Origin of the sequence: Kosakonia sp. BYX6, assembly GCF_038449125.1 — a bacterium.
Taxonomy (GTDB): domain Bacteria; phylum Pseudomonadota; class Gammaproteobacteria; order Enterobacterales; family Enterobacteriaceae; genus Kosakonia; species Kosakonia calanthes.
Window position 1 is genome coordinate 4,165,567 of the sequence record NZ_CP151800.1, and the last position, 17,103, is coordinate 4,182,669.

At 54.9% G+C, this 17,103-nt stretch carries 17 protein-coding genes; 4 read left to right on the forward strand and 13 right to left on the reverse strand.

Going from position 1 to position 17,103, the window contains the following annotated elements; translation table 11 throughout:
• Positions 1 to 158: 158 nt before the first annotated feature.
• Complete coding sequence (locus AAEY27_RS19535) at positions 159 to 1,046, reverse strand: LysR family transcriptional regulator (RefSeq protein WP_342322448.1); 888 nt, start codon at positions 1,044 to 1,046, stop codon at positions 159 to 161.
• 113 nt (positions 1,047 to 1,159) lie between these two features.
• On the opposite strand from AAEY27_RS19535, the gene AAEY27_RS19540 reads away from it, so the two are divergent.
• The gene (locus AAEY27_RS19540) at positions 1,160 to 2,137 is read left to right on the forward strand and encodes a zinc-binding dehydrogenase (RefSeq protein WP_342322449.1); all 978 of its coding nucleotides are present in this window, start codon (positions 1,160 to 1,162) and stop codon (positions 2,135 to 2,137) included.
• A 144-nt stretch (positions 2,138 to 2,281) separates the two neighbouring features.
• Here AAEY27_RS19540 and cybC read toward each other — a convergent pair whose 3' ends face one another.
• On the reverse strand, positions 2,282 to 2,668 hold the full coding sequence (gene cybC / locus AAEY27_RS19545) for a cytochrome b562 (RefSeq protein WP_342322450.1): 387 nt from the start codon (positions 2,666 to 2,668) through the stop codon (positions 2,282 to 2,284).
• A gap of 56 nt (positions 2,669 to 2,724) precedes the next feature.
• Positions 2,725 to 4,077 carry a metalloprotease PmbA gene (pmbA, locus tag AAEY27_RS19550; protein WP_342322451.1) on the reverse strand — a complete coding sequence of 451 codons (1,353 nt, stop codon included), beginning with the start codon at positions 4,075 to 4,077 and terminating at the stop codon, positions 2,725 to 2,727.
• Positions 4,078 to 4,171: 94 nt separating this feature from the next.
• Here pmbA and yjgA point away from each other — a divergent pair, with 94 nt between their 5' ends.
• Positions 4,172 to 4,726: a ribosome biogenesis factor YjgA gene (gene yjgA / locus AAEY27_RS19555; RefSeq protein ID WP_342322452.1), complete on the forward strand. Its 555-nt coding sequence runs from the start codon at positions 4,172 to 4,174 to the stop codon at positions 4,724 to 4,726.
• An 80-nt stretch (positions 4,727 to 4,806) separates the two neighbouring features.
• Here yjgA and mpl read toward each other — a convergent pair whose 3' ends face one another.
• Entirely contained in the window at positions 4,807 to 6,189 is a 1,383-nt protein-coding gene (mpl, locus tag AAEY27_RS19560; RefSeq protein ID WP_342322453.1) for a UDP-N-acetylmuramate:L-alanyl-gamma-D-glutamyl-meso-diaminopimelate ligase, read from the reverse strand.
• 279 nt (positions 6,190 to 6,468) lie between these two features.
• Between mpl and fbp the strand changes: the two genes are divergently transcribed.
• Positions 6,469 to 7,467: a class 1 fructose-bisphosphatase gene (gene fbp, locus AAEY27_RS19565; protein ID WP_342322454.1), complete on the forward strand. Its 999-nt coding sequence runs from the start codon at positions 6,469 to 6,471 to the stop codon at positions 7,465 to 7,467.
• A gap of 115 nt (positions 7,468 to 7,582) precedes the next feature.
• On the opposite strand, the gene AAEY27_RS19570 is transcribed toward fbp, so the two are convergent.
• The 8 genes from AAEY27_RS19570 to ytfQ all read right to left on the reverse strand — a co-directional run bounded on the left by AAEY27_RS19570 (position 7,583) and on the right by ytfQ (position 15,581).
• Complete coding sequence (locus AAEY27_RS19570; RefSeq protein ID WP_342322455.1) at positions 7,583 to 8,008, reverse strand: hypothetical protein; 426 nt, start codon at positions 8,006 to 8,008, stop codon at positions 7,583 to 7,585.
• Positions 8,001 to 8,705, reverse strand: a complete 705-nt coding sequence (locus tag AAEY27_RS19575; protein WP_342322456.1) for a hypothetical protein — start codon at positions 8,703 to 8,705, stop codon at positions 8,001 to 8,003. The genes AAEY27_RS19570 and AAEY27_RS19575 overlap by 8 nt, the downstream gene beginning before the upstream one ends.
• A gap of 160 nt (positions 8,706 to 8,865) precedes the next feature.
• Positions 8,866 to 9,363: a DUF2569 domain-containing protein gene (locus AAEY27_RS19580; protein WP_342322457.1), complete on the reverse strand. Its 498-nt coding sequence runs from the start codon at positions 9,361 to 9,363 to the stop codon at positions 8,866 to 8,868.
• A gap of 13 nt (positions 9,364 to 9,376) precedes the next feature.
• A complete protein-coding gene (locus AAEY27_RS19585; RefSeq protein ID WP_342322458.1) occupies positions 9,377 to 10,942 on the reverse strand; it encodes a methyl-accepting chemotaxis protein in 1,566 nt (521 codons plus the stop codon).
• Positions 10,943 to 11,047: 105 nt separating this feature from the next.
• Positions 11,048 to 12,049, reverse strand: a complete 1,002-nt coding sequence (gene yjfF, locus AAEY27_RS19590) for a galactofuranose ABC transporter, permease protein YjfF (RefSeq protein ID WP_342322459.1) — start codon at positions 12,047 to 12,049, stop codon at positions 11,048 to 11,050.
• Entirely contained in the window at positions 12,036 to 13,058 is a 1,023-nt protein-coding gene (gene ytfT, locus AAEY27_RS19595) for a galactofuranose ABC transporter, ATP-binding protein YtfT (RefSeq protein WP_342322460.1), read from the reverse strand. Before ytfT ends, yjfF begins: the two co-directional genes overlap by 14 nt.
• A gap of 10 nt (positions 13,059 to 13,068) precedes the next feature.
• The gene (ytfR, locus tag AAEY27_RS19600; RefSeq protein ID WP_342322461.1) at positions 13,069 to 14,571 is read right to left on the reverse strand and encodes a galactofuranose ABC transporter, ATP-binding protein YtfR; all 1,503 of its coding nucleotides are present in this window, start codon (positions 14,569 to 14,571) and stop codon (positions 13,069 to 13,071) included.
• Positions 14,572 to 14,624: 53 nt separating this feature from the next.
• The gene (gene ytfQ / locus AAEY27_RS19605) at positions 14,625 to 15,581 is read right to left on the reverse strand and encodes a galactofuranose ABC transporter substrate-binding protein YtfQ (protein WP_342322462.1); all 957 of its coding nucleotides are present in this window, start codon (positions 15,579 to 15,581) and stop codon (positions 14,625 to 14,627) included.
• A 400-nt stretch (positions 15,582 to 15,981) separates the two neighbouring features.
• Here ytfQ and ppa point away from each other — a divergent pair, with 400 nt between their 5' ends.
• Positions 15,982 to 16,512 carry an inorganic diphosphatase gene (ppa, locus tag AAEY27_RS19610; protein ID WP_023478348.1) on the forward strand — a complete coding sequence of 177 codons (531 nt, stop codon included), beginning with the start codon at positions 15,982 to 15,984 and terminating at the stop codon, positions 16,510 to 16,512.
• Positions 16,513 to 16,751: 239 nt separating this feature from the next.
• Here the strand turns inward: ppa and AAEY27_RS19615 are convergent, their stop codons facing one another.
• The gene (locus tag AAEY27_RS19615) at positions 16,752 to 17,102 is read right to left on the reverse strand and encodes a gamma-glutamylcyclotransferase family protein (RefSeq protein ID WP_342322463.1); all 351 of its coding nucleotides are present in this window, start codon (positions 17,100 to 17,102) and stop codon (positions 16,752 to 16,754) included.
• Position 17,103 lies beyond the last annotated feature (1 nt).

The following is a 17,103-nucleotide window of genomic DNA, read 5'->3' on the forward strand; positions in this document are numbered from 1 at the left end:
CGAAGAGGGCTTTAGTGATCTGCACCACAGAATTTGACAGGCCAGGCATTTTTCACTGTGCAGCGGTCACAGGTTTGCGGAAAAAACACGGAAAAGCGGCGATTTAAAAGCACAAAAAATCGCCAGTAAGAAAGCGGAAAGTGTGAGGTCAATAAGGTTTACTTATCATTTAGCTCGCGCAGCAAGAAGTCGGTAAACGACGACACCAGCGCAAGCTGCTGTTTGCCGGGCAAGCGCAATAAATGCATCGGCCTTGCGGGCGGCTGCCAGTCCGGCAGAACGTAGCATAAACGCCCTTCGTCGATATCTTGCTGCAAGGTGATCAGGGAATGCTGCACGATCCCAAGCCCGGCAAGCGCCGCCTGGCGGATTGCTTCACCGGAATCCACCCGCAGCCGGGGCGTGATCACCACTTCCTCTTTGCCGCCTGGCCCCTCCAGCAGCCAGCCGCGATCCGATCGCCACTGGCTGAAGCTGATGCAGTGATGCTGCTTCAATTCGCCCGGCGTTAACGGCGTGCCGTAGCGAGCGAGGTACTCCGGCGAGGCGGCGAGAATCATGTGATAGGGCGCCAGGGGAATGGCAATAACGCCATCGTCACTGAGCGTGCCAACGCGAACCGCGAGCTGAAAGCGCTCTTCAATCAATGAGACTTTGCGGTTGCTGAGCACCATTTCTGCATCCACGCCGGGGTATTGCTGTAAAAAGCGCGACAGGATTGGTGTCAGGACATGGTTGCCCCAGGCAACCGGCGCGCTGATGCGCAGCAGGCCAGAGACGTTTTCATAGAGCAGGTTCGCCAGGCCATCGGCTTCACGTACCGTAGAGAGGATTTGCAGGCCGTACTGGTAGAAACGCTGGCCGGCTTCCGTTAACCCCTGGCGGCGCGTGGTGCGGTGCAGCAACATGCAGCCGGTTCTGACTTCCAGTTCGCGCACGTGTTTCCCGACCATCGCCGGGGTGATGCCAAGCGTGTCGGCGGCGGCGGTAAAGCTGCCATAAGTAACTGTGCTAACAAACGATTCGACGCACTTTAGGTAGTCCATATTGCGCTCTCATTCTAAATTTTGATTATCAAATGAAGATAACAAAGCGGCATTTATCCGCCGTCGATGAGCAGAAATAATAGTCCCATTATCGTCTGCCGGATTTTTGAATCATGCAATCGTTGGTTTTTGATGATTTTGGTAACGCGGAAGTGCTCTATTTGCACAGCAGCCCGACACCGGAGCCTGCCGCGGGAGAACTGTTGGTGGAGGTCTCCGCCGCCGGGCTGAACTTTGCTGATATTTATCGCCGCCAGGGGCGTTATCCGCTGGCCGGCGTTGCGCCGTGGGTGGCGGGCTACGAAGGCGCAGGCCGGGTTGTCGACGTGGGCAGCAGCGTGCGCGGCTGGCGGCGCGGCGATCGGATCGGTTTTGCCGATGTGCCGCTGGCGCACGCCAGCCATATTGTGGTGCCGCAAGATAACGCCATCCAACTGCCTGACTGGTTATCCGAAGCGCAAGCCGCGTCGATACTGCTTCAGGGGCTCACCGCCGATTATTTATTGCATGATGTGTTACCCGTGACGCGCGGCATGCATGTCGCGGTGCTGGCTGCCGCAGGCGGCGTCGGCAGGCTGCTTACGCAAATGTTGACGCATCACGGCGTGCATGTTTTCGCTGTCGCTTCCAGCCTGACAAAACAGAACCTTAGCCTGCGCAACGGCGCCGAGGCGGCGGCAGATTATTATTGCTGGCCTGAGCGGCTTCGCGGTTGGTACGCGCCAGGGTGCGATATTGTTTTTGATTCGCTGGGCAGCACGATGCTGCAAAGTCTGGAAAGCCTGAGAGACGGTGGGCGCGTGGTGCTATTTGGGATGTCCGGCGGCGAGCTGCCTACGCTGAACCCGGAACAGCTTATGCTCAGATCCACCGGCGTTGTCGGGGCGGATCTGTGGACGTATCTGACGTCGCAACAGGAACGCCAGCGCCGCGCCGACCGCCTTTTTGGGCTGCTGAAGGCCGGGCATATTACACTGCCGCCGATCACGTCGTTTCCGCTGTTTCGCGGGAAGGAAGCGCATAATTTGCTGGAAAACCGGTTGTTTAGTGGGAAGGTGATATTGATCCCGCAGGGAGGAATAATCATGTAGGCCTGATGAACGAAGCGCCATCAGGCGATCGCAGCAACATCGGGCATTTCGCCGGATGGCGGCTGCGCCTTATCCGGCCTACGAGATCGTGCAATAAAAAAAGCCGCAACGGTCAGGTTGCGGCTTTTTCACCCTCGAAGCCGATTAACGATACTTCTTGTGGTAGGTATTGCGGGTAGTGGCGAAATCTTTTGCGGCGGCCTGCGCCTCTTTCACCTTACCTTCATTCGCCAGCGTCAACGCGCCGTCGATTTGGCCGACCAAAATATCAAAACCGTGACGGAAATCTTTCATCTCGGGGCTGTCTGGCGCTTTGTCTTCCAGCTTCGGCGGCGTCGCTTTTTGCGCATCCAGCGCCGCGGTGCGCATTTTGCTTAACGCGTCTTTCATCTCAGCGGCATCATCAGTTTTCTGCACCACTTTGAGATTTTCATTCAGGGTATCCATATCATCTTCGAGATCGGCGGCGAACACCGTCGAACCGACAAACAACGACGACACAGCAAGGATCGCTAACAGGTTTTTACGCATTGCTCACTTCCTTTTTTATTATTCACGCTCAAGGCGCAAGTCTTTGCGCCACGGAGTTATTGCCCGGCGATTTTCATCTCCGGAAGTAACACTGAACCACACTGAATATTGCTGCGCTGTTCAATATCGTCACCAACGGTAACCATATTGCGCCACATATCTTTCAAATTTCCTGCAATGGTGATTTCGCTCACCGGGTACTGAATTTCGCCATTTTCGACCCAGAAACCGGACGCGCCGCGCGAATAATCGCCAGTGATGCCGCTCACGCCCTGCCCCATCAATTCCGTCACAACCAGGCCGGTGCCCATCTCTTTCAGCATCGCCTCAAAACTCAAACCGCGCCCGGCGATACGCCAGTTGTGAATGCCGCCCGCGTGGCCGGTGCTTTTCAGCCCCAGTTTGCGCGCGGAGTAGTTGGTCAAAAGCCACTGCATCAACACGCCATCTTTAACAATGTCGCGACGTTCCGTGCGCACGCCTTCGCTGTCGAACGGGGAGGAAGCCAGCCCTTTCAGCAAGTGCGGATGCTCTTCAATGGTCAGCCACTCCGGCAGGATCTGCTTGCCAAGGTAATCCAGCAGGAAAGTGGATTTGCGGTACACCGCGCCACCCGCGATGGCACCCACCAGGTGACCAAACAACCCGGTCGCCACTTCATTGGCAAAAATCACCGGCGCTTTCATGGTCGATAATTTACGCGGCGACAGGCGTGACAGCGTGCGGCGCGCACACTCTTCACCGACCCATTCAGGCGTTTGCAAGTCGTTGATATCGCGGCCAATGGTATAAGCGTAATCGCGCTCCATATCGCCATTTTCTTCGGCGATCACGCAGCTCGACAGGGAGTGACGGGTAGAGCAGTAGCTTTGCAGCATGCCGTGGCTGTTGCCGAAGACTTTGATGCCGTAATGGCTGTTGAAGCTGCCGCCTTCGGTGTTGTTGATGCGTTTGTCGGCTTTTAGCGCAGCCTGTTCGGCGCGCGCCGCCCATTCGATGGCTTCATCCGGCGTCACTTCTGCCGGGTGGAAAAGATCGAGATCCGGCGCGTCAAAGGCCAGCAGATCTTTTTCGGCCACGCCCGCGAAAGGATCCGGCGAAGTGTATCGCGCGATATCCAGCGCCGCTTGCACCGTGCGGGCAATAGCGTCCGGGCTGAGATCGGTGGATGACGCGCTGCCTTTGCGGTTTTGGTGATAAACCGTGATGCCGAGTGCGCCATCGCTGTTAAATTCTACATTCTCCACTTCACCGTAACGCGTGCTCACGCCGATGCCGGTTGTTTTGCTGACGGCAACTTCCGCACCGTCCGCTTTGCCCGAGGCCAGCTCAAGCGCGGTAGAAACCGCTTCTTCCAGAACTTTGCGTTGTTGTGCAACTTGTGTGATTACTTTCATCGCCAATGCCATAATTAAGGGAGAGAATCTTTGAAGTCTAACAGAGAACCGTTTTTCAGTGCGCGCCTTAACTGGTAACATTAGCCTCTTTTTTAAGGAGCCTGAGATGACAAAGCAGCCCGACGACTGGCTCGACGACGTGCCCGGTGATGATATTGAAGACGAAGATGACGAGATCATCTGGGTCAGTAAGAGTGAAATTAAGCGCGATGCTGAAGAGTTAAAGCAGCTTGGCGCGGAAATGGTAGACCTGGGTAAAAACGCGCTGGATAAACTTCCGCTCGACCAGGATCTGCGCGACGCCATTGAACTGGCGCAGCGCATTAAGAAAGAGGGCCGCCGCCGTCAATTGCAGTTGATCGGTAAAATGCTGCGCCAGCGCGATGTGGAGCCAATCCGCCAGGCGCTGGATAAGCTGAAAAACCGTCATAACCAACAGGTGGCGTTTTTCCACAAGCTGGAAAATCTACGCGATCGCCTGATTGAAGAAGGCGATGATGCGGTGCCGGAAGTGCTGAACCTGTGGCCGAATGCCGATCGTCAGCAATTACGTTCGCTTATCCGCAATGCCAAAAAAGAGAAAGAAGGCAACAAGCCGCCAAAAACCGCGCGTTTGATCTTCCAGTATCTGCGTGAACTCGCCGAAGCTAACGAAAACTGATTTCGCGCCAAAACGGCATTTCTGCCCATAAAAAAACCGCGACCGGTAAACCGGCGCGTTTTTTTTTCAGCTTGTCGCAATCAAACGCTTTCTGCGGCGATCTGCGCTTTTTTGGCTAACCCGTCGAGCAACTTCTGGTGGATGCCACCAAAACCGCCGTTGCTCATCACCAGAATGTGGTCGCCCGGCTGGGCGGATTTCACAATCATCTCCGCCAGCGTATCGACATCGGCACTCCAGTACGCCGGTTGCACGCAGGCATCCGCCACTTCCGCAACTTGCCACGGAATATGCTGGGGTTGCAGCAGGAACACTTCATCCGCGCGGCCCAGTGACGGCGCCAGATCGTCTTTGCAGATGCCCATTTTCATGGTGTTCGAGCGCGGCTCCAGCACAGCGATGATTTTCGCGGTGCCGCCGACTTTCCCGCGCAGCGCGGCAAGCGTCGCCAGAATCGCCGTCGGGTGATGGGCGAAATCGTCATACACGTTGACGCCATTGGCTTCACCGCGCAGTTCCAGGCGACGGCGGGCGTTGATAAACGAACCCAGCGCGTTTACCGCGTCGGCCGGCGTTACGCCAACATGGCGCACGGCGGCAATCGCCATCAGGCCGTTATGCATGTTGTGCTCGCCCACCAGGCCCCAGTTGACCTGGCCGACACATTCGCCGTCCAGCCAGACTTCCCAGCTCGATGCGTCGGTGGTCAGTTTTTTCGCTTGCCAGTGACCCTGTTCGCCTACCAGCTCCTGCTCGCTCCAGCAACCCATCGCCATCGTCTGTTTCAGATTGATGTCGTTTTCCGGCCAGATGATTTTCCCCTGCCCCGGTACGATGCGCACGAGGTGGTGGAACTGTTTCTGAATAGCCTTCAGGTCGTCAAAGATATCCGCGTGGTCGAACTCAAGGTTATTAAGGATCAGCGTGCGCGGGCAGTAATGAACGAATTTGGAACGCTTATCGAAGAAGGCGCAATCATATTCATCGGCTTCGATAACGAAAAACGGGCTGTCGCCCAAACGCGCGGAAACGTCGAAATTCCCCGGTACGCCGCCAATCACAAAGCCCGGTTTGTAGCCGCAGGCTTCGAGGATCCAGGTCGCCATACCCGCCGTGGTGGTTTTGCCGTGGGTACCGGCGACCGCCACAACCCAACGGTCGCGCAGGACAAAATCGTGCAGCCATTGCGGGCCGGACATAAACGGAATGTTTTTCTCCAGCACCGCTTCCACGCACGGATTTCCACGGGTCATCGCATTGCCGATAATCACCAGATCCGGCGCGGGATCAAGCTGGCTTGCGTCATATCCCTGAATTAAATCAATACCTTGCTTTTCAAGCAGCGTGCTCATCGGCGGATAAACATTGGCGTCCGAACCCGTTACTTGATGACCCAACGAGCGCGCCAGCATTGCCAGACCGCCCATGAAAGTGCCACAAATCCCCAAAATATGAATGCGCATACGTCATTATCCTTACTTAAACTGGCGCACATTTTACGCATATGTTTAACGTCTGAGAAATGCATTTCAGGATAATCCGTATGTTGCTGGCGCGATTCACCTGTGCGCGAAGTTTTGAATGTTTGTTAGTATTGTTGCATGTCCGCCGCGTTTTCGATTGCGAAAGCTCTGGTCGTTACCGCTTCGGCTGTTTACTATCCGGAACTTGCTGTAACCAGCAACCTGAAAACCACAGGCTACGATCGCTTTACTCCATATTCAAAATGCAGGGAAAGTGTTATGAAAACGTTAGGTGAATTTATTGTTGAGAAGCAGCATGAGTTCTCGCATGCAACGGGTGAACTGACTGCTTTGCTGTCGGCAATAAAACTGGGCGCCAAGATCATTCATCGTGATATCAACAAGGCCGGTTTGGTCGATATCCTGGGTGCCAGCGGCGCTGAAAACGTGCAGGGTGAGGTTCAGCAAAAACTCGACCTGTTTGCGAATGAAAAACTGAAGTCCGCTCTCCGCGCCCGCGATATCGTGGCTGGGATCGCCTCTGAAGAAGAAGATGAAATTGTCGTTTTCGAAGGTTGCGAACACGCCAAATACGTGGTGCTGATGGACCCCCTGGACGGCTCATCCAACATCGATGTTAACGTTTCTGTCGGGACAATCTTCTCTATTTATCGCCGCGTTACGCCTGTCGGTACGCCCGTCACCATGGAAGATTTCTTGCAGCCGGGTAACAAACAGGTTGCCGCCGGTTATGTGGTTTACGGTTCGTCCACCATGCTGGTTTACACCACTGGTTGCGGCGTTCACGCCTTTACTTACGACCCGTCACTCGGCGTTTTCTGCCTGAGCCAGGAGCGTATGCGCTTCCCGGAACGTGGCAACACGTACTCCATCAACGAAGGTAACTACATCAAATTCCCACAGGGCGTGAAGAAATACCTGAAGTTCTGCCAGGAAGAAGATAAGGCCACACTGCGCCCCTACACTACACGCTACATTGGTTCGCTGGTGGCGGATTTCCACCGTAACCTGTTGAAAGGTGGCATTTATCTTTACCCGAGCACCGCAAGCCACCCGCAGGGTAAATTGCGTTTGCTGTACGAGTGCAACCCGATGGCGTTCCTTGCTGAACAGGCCGGCGGGAAGGCGAGCGACGGTAAAGAACGGATTCTGGATATTCAGCCGGAAAGCCTGCACCAGCGCCGTCCGTTCTTCGTCGGCAATGAGCATATGGTGGATGACGTCGAACGCTTTATGCGTGAGTTCCCGGACGCATAATTCGCATTTGCCGCTGTAATGAATGCCCGGTGGCGCTCCGCTTACCGGGCCTACAAAATCACACGTAGACCGGATAAAGCGAAGCCGCCATCCGGCAAAAATCACCTAATGAATGCTAGGTAAAGTCGTAGACTACCTGAACAATCACGCCTATTTCGCTCTTCATTAAACTGACCATGACGGTTTCGTCGGGATCCTTTCCGTGCCAGCAGATATTGTCGATATTACAGTTACCCTGGCGTTGGTATCCTTCCGACGTAAGGTATGCATCAATCTGACGGGTATCTTCCGTGTCATAGAATTTTACAGCATACACATGCGTTGCAGGCCCTGTGATGTTGGCGAAATCGAAGTCATAGCGTGGGGATATCCGCGGCATTTTTTTCAATATATCAGGGGTATAGAAATTATATTCCCGCAAATCTTGCTCTGTGTAATGCGCGCTGCCAGCAAACTCCATTTCGATCCATGGCCAGGCAAAAGTGAATAGAACGGCAATCACGACGACAACCGCGCTGAGTACCTTTATTGATTTACGCATAGGGCAACGTGCCTCCTTTTGCACGGTCCATGTAACTGCCATTAACACTTTGAATGCCAACAATCCCTGAACGGAAATCATCCCATGGACGTACGGACTGCATAAAGTTGGGTAACACTCCTCTGCGCGGTCTCACCGAAGGAAATTTCTCCGGGTCCGGGAATAATAATGGCGTGAAAGACGCGTTTTTCCAGGAACCCGTTTTTCCGTAAAAATCCCACCGCTTGAGTGCTTCAGCTTTGCTTACCGGCCGGAGCATTTCAAAAGGATTATCAATGGAGACTACGCGATAAAAGCCGAGGAGGTCTGAAACTAAATCTTCGCCACTGAATCCACTGTCTGTTGTAAGGCTAACCGGAAATGAAGCCTGCAGCCCTTCGAATTTTCGTGCCAGAGTCATCATCATCGCCAGCGCAATGCTTTTTCGTTCGGGATACGAACGTCCCCGTTTGACAATCCAGGTGATGAATTTTCCCATTTTTATGGTGCGAGTCGGGTCCGTCATGGATTGCGAGTAAACCACTTTATAGCGTTCCTCGCCGGAGGATTCTCCTTCATTTATTTGTTTCAGCAGATTAACAATGTCAGTGCCCTGGGCATGCCCTAAATCAATCCATCCCAGCACCTCTGTATAAATCAATCCGTAAGTGCGGTTTCTGTATTCACGCCCATCAATAATGTCCTCGCGCTTGCTCATCCCTAATTCCTCTCCTTTGAACGGACGAGCGCGATTCTACTGCCGTCACATCATCAATACGGGGCGCTGCGGCAGCAAAGGCATTTTTTCAGATTTTTTATAAGGGTTTCGTCAAGCAGCGTTGTAGGCCGGATAAGCCGAAGCCGCCCGGCCTACAAAATCACCTTACAAACGTGCGTTTTACACGTTCGGAAACGATGAAATACGGAATCCAGATGCACGCGCTCAGCACATTGCGCACCAGCGGTTTCACCGTATCGTAAACGTAGGGTACGTCGAGATATTGATGGCCTAACAGCAAGTCAATGGCGACAAACGCCGTTCCTGTCGCCACCAGCACCATGTAATGGCGCGGAAGCTGACGCTTTTTGCGAAAGAACAGGCTGCTGACAAAAATCGCATACACAAACATGCCGATAAACGCGAACAGCTCGAACAAAACGATCGCTTTACGGGTATTGCTGATGACGTCGTAATGCTCCATCAGCAAACGCACAGAGAAGTTCACCGCCATCATATTGGCGAGGATCGTCAGCACTAAACCCAGCGCCGGAAGGTAGAGCCAGCCACGAATCTTTTTGAACTCGCGCTCTTCGCAAGCCGCGCAAAAATCACTGCCTTTCAGCGCGTCGTTGTCGCATTGAATACACACACCCATCTCTTTTCCCTGTTTATCCTTGTGCCTGCAAACGGAATGACGCCATTGCTTGCAATAGCTCGCGCGACTGTTCTTCAAGCGAACGGGTCGCCGCAGACGATTGTTGTACCAGCGCCGCATTTTGCTGTGCCGTTTCGTCCATTTGGCTTACGGCAATGTTCACCTGCTCGATACCACGGCTCTGCTCTTGCGATGCATTGGCGATTTCGCGCATTAACTTGGTCATGCGCAACACTTCTTCGGCGATTTCGTCCATCGTTTCGCCCGCCTGCATCGCCAGGTCGCTGCCTTCGGAAACTTGCGTCTGCGAGCTGCTGATCAGTTGGCGAATCTCTTTGGCGGATTCCGCGCTGCGGCTGGCGAGGTTACGCACTTCCCCGGCGACCACCGCAAAACCACGGCCCTGCTCCCCGGCGCGCGCGGCTTCAACCGCGGCGTTCAGCGCCAGAATATTGGTCTGGAAGGCAATGGCATCAATCACGCTCAGAATATCGGCGATACGATCGGAACTGCTGGAAATATCGCGCATTTTTTCAATCACATAGCAGACCATTTCGCTGCCACGATCGGCGGTGTCGGAGACCGTTTTCGCCAGTTTATGCGCCTGCTCGGCGTTGTCAGCATTCAGTTTCACCGTCGCGGTAATTTGCTCCATGCTTGCCGCCGTTTGTTCCAGCGACGTGGCGGTGGATTCAGTACGCTGGGATAAATCCACATTACCTGCCGCCAGTTCACGGCTGCCGGTATCAATTTGCGAACTGGCATCGCGCACGCGCATTACCGAGCCGACCAGCGACTGGCGCATCTCTTCGATAGCCGCGTTCAGGCGAGCAAACTCTTTGCTCGCCACTTTGGTATTTGTTGCGGTCAAATCCCCCGCCGCGACCAGTTCAAGCTGTTCAATCGAGGCATCCAGCGGTTTCAGCAGCATATGGCGCAGCGCCAGCCAGGCCAGCACGATAATCCCGGCGACCAGCAGCGCGACAACCATAATCAGCATCATCACGAAACGTTTGCTGTTCTGTACGTCCACCACTTCCGCTTTGCCGCGCGCTTCACCCCACACCTGAAAAGCCTGCATATCGTTGTCGAACTGGCGGGAAATGGGGATCAGCTTGGTTTCCAGAAGATCGTAGTACGTGTCAGCGCTTTGCTGATTTAGCGCATTTTGCATCGGTTTGATGCCCTGGCTGACGTAGTCGCCATAGCTTTTCGCCACGTTTGCCAGCAGGGCTGCACCTTGCTCATCATCAACACCCGTTGCGATCACGTCGGAAAGGGATTTTTCGCCCTGCTCGATTTCGCTGTTGATCATCTTCACGGATTTTGCCGCATCGTCGAGCAAACCGACTTCCATCATGCGCACCGCCTGGCCGGCTTCGTTCCGCGCACGCAGGATCAGCGTATAACCTTCGCTCAGACGCGCGATCTTCTCGCCCTGCAACTGACTGATTCGCTCAAGTGACGAGGAACTTTTATTGAGCGCGTAAATGCCAATGCCGCTCACCAGCAACAGCAGAAGCGTCATTAAAGCCAGCAGAGAAAGTAAGCCAGTACGGATCGAAAGCGTTTTAAGCATGATAAGAATTCCGGTAGCGAAGAGACTTTTGGCGTAAATTACGCCGGATTCGTCAGTTATCGGCCACTACCGGAATTACTTTAGGGGAAACAGTCAGTTCTATGTTTATTGCTTTGTTGCGGTTGTGCTGACGCGGGTAACCGGCGAACTTTGGCGGTTCTCCCACAGCACGGTCAGGCCACGTTGCAACGCGATAAAAATAAACAGCAGAATGCCGATGGCGATCTTCGTCCACCATGAACTGAGCGTGCCGTCAAAGTTGATATAGGTCTGAATCAGCCCCTGAATCGCCACGCCAAACAGCGTGCCCAACACCGTGCCAACGCCGCCGCTCAGCAACGTACCGCCAATCACCACCGAGGCGATCGCGTCCAGTTCCACGCCAACGCCCGCCAGCGCGTAACCCGCCTGGGTGTAAATCGAGAAGACAATGCCCGCCAGCGTCGCCAGCCCGGTGGAGAGCATATAAATGCGGATTGTCGTGCTGCGCGTGGAAATGCCCATCAAATTGGCCGACGTCGCATTGCCGCCAATGGCATACACTTCGTTGCCAAAACGGGTGCGATGCGCGAGGAAAATGCCAATCACCACCACCAGCAGCATCAGCAGCCCCATGGCGCTCAGCCGACCGCCGCCGGGGATCATCCACGCCAGGCTGGAAAGCGAATCATAAATCGGGTGGTTGATAGGAATCGACTCTTCGGAAAGCAAGTAACTGACGCCGCGCAGGAAAAACATCCCGGCCAGCGTGATGATAAACGCGGGGATTTTTAACGCGTCGATCAGGAGCCCCATAAACGCGCCGAAGGCGCAGCCCATCAGTAAAATCAGCGGAAACGCCAGCAGCGGCGAAATGCCCCAATCGCCAATGGCTTTGGCTAAAAATACCCCGGTGAAGGCAATGACAGACCCGACGGACAAATCGATGCCGCCAGACAGGATCACAAAGGTCATACCGACGGCGATTATCCCCAAAAAGGCGTTGTCGGTCAGGATGTTACAAATCACCCGCGTTGACGCGAAACCCGGAAATTGCGTCAGGCAGTAGAGATAGCCGAGCACGAAAACGCCCAGCGTGATCATCAGCGGTAAATTACGTTTTATCATGCCCGCGCACTCCTTTAAGCAGCGCGATAAAGCGCGGCGACTGAACCACCAGCACGCACATTACCACTACCGCTTTTACCACCTGGTTGAGTTCCGGCTGGAAACCGGAGAGCAATATGCCGGTGTTCATGCCCTGAATAATCAGCGCGCCCACCACCGAAAGCACAAGGTTAAAGCGCCCGCCCATCAACGAACCACCGCCGATCACCACTGCCAGAATGGCGTCCAGCTCCAGCCACAATCCGGCGTTGTTGGCGTCCGCACCGCGAATATCCGCCGCGACAATCACCCCGGCAATCGCCGCGCAAACGCCGCTCAGCACGTAGGTCAGCATCACCACAATGCGCGTGTTCACCCCGGCATTTTTCGCCGCGCGAATGTTAATGCCCACCGCTTCGATAAACATGCCGAGCGCGGTTTTGCGGGTAAACAGCCAGAACAGAATCAGCGTCACCAGCGCGATGATCACCGGCGTCGGGAACAGCAACAGCGAGCCGCTGCCGATCCACGCCAGCGACGGCGCGTTAAAGGTGACAATCTGCCCGGAGGTAATCAATTGCGCGATGCCGCGCCCGGCGACCATCAAAATCAGCGTGGCGACGAAGGGCTGAATTTTGAGGATCGCCACCAGAATGCCGTTCCACAAACCGGCCAGCACGCCCGTTGCCAGCGCCGCCAGCAGCACCACCGTCAGGCTGTGCCCGGCAACGGTTAATGACGCCGCCGTGGCGCCAGCGATCGCCATCACCGCGCCAACGGAGAGATCAATGCCGCCAGTGGCAATCACCAGCGTCATGCCGATCGCCAGCAGCGCGACGGGCGCGGCGCGGTTGAGAATGTCGATGGGGCTGCCGAACAGGCGGCCATCTTGCAGCACCACCTGGTAGAAGTGCGGCGCGACCAGGCTGTCCACCAACAACACCAGTAGCAGCGCTATCAGTTGCGGTGTCCCGGTCGGCCAGTTAAAGCGGCGCTTCGGCGTCGTCTGGCCCAATGATTGAGGCATCACACTCTACTCCTTATGCCGCAATGGCATTCATGATCGCCGGAACCGACAGTTCAGCGAGCGGGATCTCGGCCACCTGTTTGCGATCGCGCATGATGATCACCCGATCCGCATACCCCACCAGCTCTTCCAGTTCGGACGAAATCACCAGCAGCGCCAGCCCGTCGGCACATAAGGTTTCGATCAGGCGAATGATTTCAGCATGCGCGCCCACGTCGATGCCGCGCGTCGGTTCATCAAGGATCAGGAATTGTGGGCGGGTCAGCAGCCAGCGCGAGAGCAACACTTTTTGCTGGTTGCCGCCAGAGAGAAACTCAATCGGCTGCTCGGCACTGGGCGTGCGAATGCCAAGCTGGCGAATAAACCGCTCGGCAATGGCGTTCTGCTCTTTGCGCGGAATTGGTCGTAACCAGCCGCGCTGCGCCTGAAGCGCCAGCACGATATTTTCCCGTACCGATGCGGCGGCGATAATGCCGTCGGTTTTTCGGTCTTCCGGGCAAAAACCGATACCCAGGCAAGATGCCCGGTGCGGGGAACGCAAGGTCTGCGGCTGGCCTTTGATCAGCGCGCTGCCGCTGTCGGCCGGTTTGATGCCGAAAATCACTTCCGCCGTTTCGGTGCGCCCGGAACCGAGCAACCCTGCCAGGCCAACAATTTCACCGGGGCGAACCTGCAAATCAAACGGCGCGATAACGCCTTTTTTACCGAAGTTATTGAACGCCGCCACCGGTTTGTCGCTCAACAGCGTGCGCCCGGCGCGTTGCAGCGCGGTGGTGTCCAACTCGCGGCCGAGCATCATTTTAACCAACTCGATTTGCGGCAACTCGCGGGTGGGCCGACAGCCGACAAAACCGCCGTTACGCAGCACGGTGATGCGGTCGCTGACTTGATAAACTTGGTCGAGAAAGTGGGTGACGAAAATGAGGCTGACGCCCTGATCGCGCAACTGGCGCATCAGAGTAAACAGCATCTCCACTTCTTGCGTGTCGAGGCTGGCGGTCGGTTCGTCGAGGATCAGCACTTTCGCTGACAGATCAATGGCGCGGCAAATGGCGACAATCTGCTGCATCGCCACCGAATAGCGGTTGAGCGGCTCGCGCACATCCAGCGAAAACCCGTAGGACTCCATCAATTCGCTCGCGCGCTTTTCCATCTCTTTGCGGCGCAGCAAGCCAAAACGTCGCGGCTCGCGGCCAATAAATAAGTTGTCCGCTACCGACATATTCGGCAGCAGGTTCACTTCCTGGTACACCGTGCCAATGCCGAGTTGTTGCGCGTGGGCGGTGTTTTTCGGGTTGATGGCCTGGCCTTCCAGCCAAATAGTGCCTTTATCTGCGTGGTAAACCCCGGTTAATGCTTTGATGAGCGTGGATTTTCCCGCGCCGTTTTCCCCAAGCAGGGCCATGATTTCGCCGCGTCGCAGCGTGAAATCCACGTTATCGAGCGCTTTTACGCCGGGAAAGAATTTACTTAAGCCTTCGGTTCGCAGGATTTCCTGGTGTGCTTCCGCGTTCATTGTTGACCCCTTACGCTAAGACCCTCTCCCCGCAGGGAGAGGGTTTTCGGGACTCAGTAACCCATATTTTTCTTCTTCTCCAGCTCCTCTTTCGCCGTATCCGGCAGGTAGAGCGTGGATTTGGTAATGGTCAACTTCGGCGGCATCGTGCCGTCTTTTTTGTATTTCTCCAGCGCGTCAAACGCTGGACCCGCCATATTTGGCGTCAGTTCGACGCTGGCGTTGGCTTCGCCATCGATCATCGCTTTGTAGATATCCGGTACGCCGTCGATAGAACCGGTCAGGATGTCTTTGCCCGGTTTCAGACCCGCTTCTTTGATAGCCTGAATCGCGCCGATCACCATGTCATCGTTATGGGCGTAAACCATGCAAATGTTTTTGCCGTTGTTTTCCGCCTTGATAAAACTCTCCATCACCTCTTTACCCTTGCTGCGCGTAAAGTCGCCGGACTGCGAACGAATGATTTTGATGTTAGAAGCTTTGGAAATGGCTTCGGCGAAGCCTTTCTTACGATCGATTGCCACACTCGCGCCGACGGTGCCTTGCAGTTCAACGACATTACACTGTTTGCCATCGACGGTTTTCACCAGCCATTCGCCAATCAGCTTGCCTTCCAGAATGTTGTCGGCGGTGACGGTGGTCATATAGAGCGATTTGTCTTTGACATCAATTGAACGGTCGAGCAGGAAAACCGGGATTTTGGCCTCTTTCGCTTCTTTCAGCACCGGCTCCCAGCCGGTGGCGACCACCGGGGCGATAAAGATGGCGTCGACACCCTGAGCGATGAACGAACGCACCGCTTTGAGCTGGTTTTCCTGTTTTTGCTGGCCGTCAGCAATTTTCAACGTAATGCCGCGCTTGCTGGCTTCGCTTTTCGCGACGTTGGTTTCAGCGGCTCGCCAGCCGGATTCTGATCCGACCTGCGAAAATCCTACGGTTAACGGGGCGGCTATCGCCATAGACGACATGGCTGCCGAAACTGCTGTGACAAGAAGTAAGCGCTTCCACATAAGAGAATCCTCGTAGGGTTATTGTTGGCTACAACTTCACCTGCGGGGAAACTATAGACAATGGGCGATGTAACAGAATGAGTTACATCACAAATCCGAAAAGTGAATGAATTGTTGATTGCCAGTTGCGATCTGGCACGCGAAATGACCGTCTGAAACGCAGCATAAATCTCCCTTGAAATTGCAGGAATTTACCGCAGCAACATCGCAACGAAATGGCGTTGTAATCGGTTTCACAAAATTATTCAGGATGCTGCTGTCGTTATGGACAAAACGACTGAAAAACGGCAGAGGAAAAGGGTCTGAAAAGTGTGAGGAAGGTAAAACACATCAAGACTTTCACCGCGAGTTGGCTATAATACCCGGCACTTGTTTGCCACACATTTCAAAGGAAACAAACATGAGCTTACTCAACGTCCCGGCGGGTAAAGATCTGCCAGAAGATATCTACGTCGTTATCGAAATTCCGGCTAACGCTGACCCGATCAAATACGAAGTCGACAAAGAAAGCGGCGCGCTGTTCGTTGACCGTTTCATGTCCACCGCCATGTTCTATCCGTGCAACTACGGTTACATCAACCACACCCTCTCCCTGGATGGTGACCCGGTAGACGTGCTGGTGCCGACGCCGTACCCGCTGGAGCCAGGCTCTGTTATTCGCTGCCGTCCGGTTGGCGTGCTGAAAATGACCGACGAATCTGGCGAAGATGCGAAACTGGTTGCCGTTCCGCACACCAAACTGAGCAAAGAGTACGATCACATTAAAGATGTGAACGACCTGCCGGAACTGCTGAAAGCGCAGATCACTCACTTCTTCGAGCACTACAAAGATCTCGAAAAAGGCAAATGGGTGAAAGTGGACGGTTGGGACAACGCTGAAGCAGCAAAAGCTGAAATCGTTGCATCCTTCGAGCGCGCAGCTAAGAAGTAATACGGTTTATCTGAAAAAAGCCCTGGCGCGGTTACGCGGCCGGGGCTTTTTTTTGGCTACGTTTTGGGATGTTACGGCTGGATGTCGGATGGCGGCTGTGCCTTATCCGACCTACAAATCCCAATAATACAGACTGCTGGCGCCGTTTGTAGGCCCGGTAAGCGCAGCACCACCGGGCAATTGCCAACACACCCGTGCATAAAAAAACCGCGCCTTCCGGCGCGGTTCTCTGTGACTGATTACTTCTGATACTGGTCGCGGTCGAGCCAGTTACCGCTTTCGATAAAGACTTTACCCTCAACCGAACGCTGGTAGACATACATCCAGGCGCTGCCATACGGCGTCTGGATCAACTGACGTTTATACTCGCCGCCTGCGGTACGCAGCGCGTCCAGCTCACCAAGCGTTGCCGCGTCGATGCGATAGACTTCGCCCATGACGCTGCCTTCCCCCGGCACCGCGCCGGGATAATGCCCGAGGCTGTATAGCCGATGATTTTCGACAACAAAGTCCCCCAGCCACTGAGCGTTAGTCATCCAGTGGCTGTTGCCTTGCTTGCGTCGTAAACTGCCGTAGACAAATATTCGCATT

What these genes read in the sequence shown, in the direction of transcription:
- AAEY27_RS19535 (WP_342322448.1), bottom strand. Translation starts at nt 1,046, where the DNA reads ATGGACTACCTAAAGTGCGTCGAATCGTTTGTTAGCACAGTTACTTAT.
- AAEY27_RS19540 (WP_342322449.1), top strand. Translation starts at nt 1,160, where the DNA reads ATGCAATCGTTGGTTTTTGATGATTTTGGTAACGCGGAAGTGCTCTAT.
- cybC (WP_342322450.1), bottom strand. Translation starts at nt 2,668, where the DNA reads ATGCGTAAAAACCTGTTAGCGATCCTTGCTGTGTCGTCGTTGTTTGTC.
- pmbA (WP_342322451.1), bottom strand. Translation starts at nt 4,077, where the DNA reads ATGGCATTGGCGATGAAAGTAATCACACAAGTTGCACAACAACGCAAA.
- yjgA (WP_342322452.1), top strand. Translation starts at nt 4,172, where the DNA reads ATGACAAAGCAGCCCGACGACTGGCTCGACGACGTGCCCGGTGATGAT.
- mpl (WP_342322453.1), bottom strand. Translation starts at nt 6,189, where the DNA reads ATGCGCATTCATATTTTGGGGATTTGTGGCACTTTCATGGGCGGTCTG.
- fbp (WP_342322454.1), top strand. Translation starts at nt 6,469, where the DNA reads ATGAAAACGTTAGGTGAATTTATTGTTGAGAAGCAGCATGAGTTCTCG.
- AAEY27_RS19570 (WP_342322455.1), bottom strand. Translation starts at nt 8,008, where the DNA reads ATGCGTAAATCAATAAAGGTACTCAGCGCGGTTGTCGTCGTGATTGCC.
- AAEY27_RS19575 (WP_342322456.1), bottom strand. Translation starts at nt 8,705, where the DNA reads ATGAGCAAGCGCGAGGACATTATTGATGGGCGTGAATACAGAAACCGC.
- AAEY27_RS19580 (WP_342322457.1), bottom strand. Translation starts at nt 9,363, where the DNA reads ATGGGTGTGTGTATTCAATGCGACAACGACGCGCTGAAAGGCAGTGAT.
- AAEY27_RS19585 (WP_342322458.1), bottom strand. Translation starts at nt 10,942, where the DNA reads ATGCTTAAAACGCTTTCGATCCGTACTGGCTTACTTTCTCTGCTGGCT.
- yjfF (WP_342322459.1), bottom strand. Translation starts at nt 12,049, where the DNA reads ATGATAAAACGTAATTTACCGCTGATGATCACGCTGGGCGTTTTCGTG.
- ytfR (WP_342322461.1), bottom strand. Translation starts at nt 14,571, where the DNA reads ATGAACGCGGAAGCACACCAGGAAATCCTGCGAACCGAAGGCTTAAGT.
- ytfQ (WP_342322462.1), bottom strand. Translation starts at nt 15,581, where the DNA reads ATGTGGAAGCGCTTACTTCTTGTCACAGCAGTTTCGGCAGCCATGTCG.
- ppa (WP_023478348.1), top strand. Translation starts at nt 15,982, where the DNA reads ATGAGCTTACTCAACGTCCCGGCGGGTAAAGATCTGCCAGAAGATATC.
- AAEY27_RS19615 (WP_342322463.1), bottom strand. Translation starts at nt 17,102, where the DNA reads ATGCGAATATTTGTCTACGGCAGTTTACGACGCAAGCAAGGCAACAGC.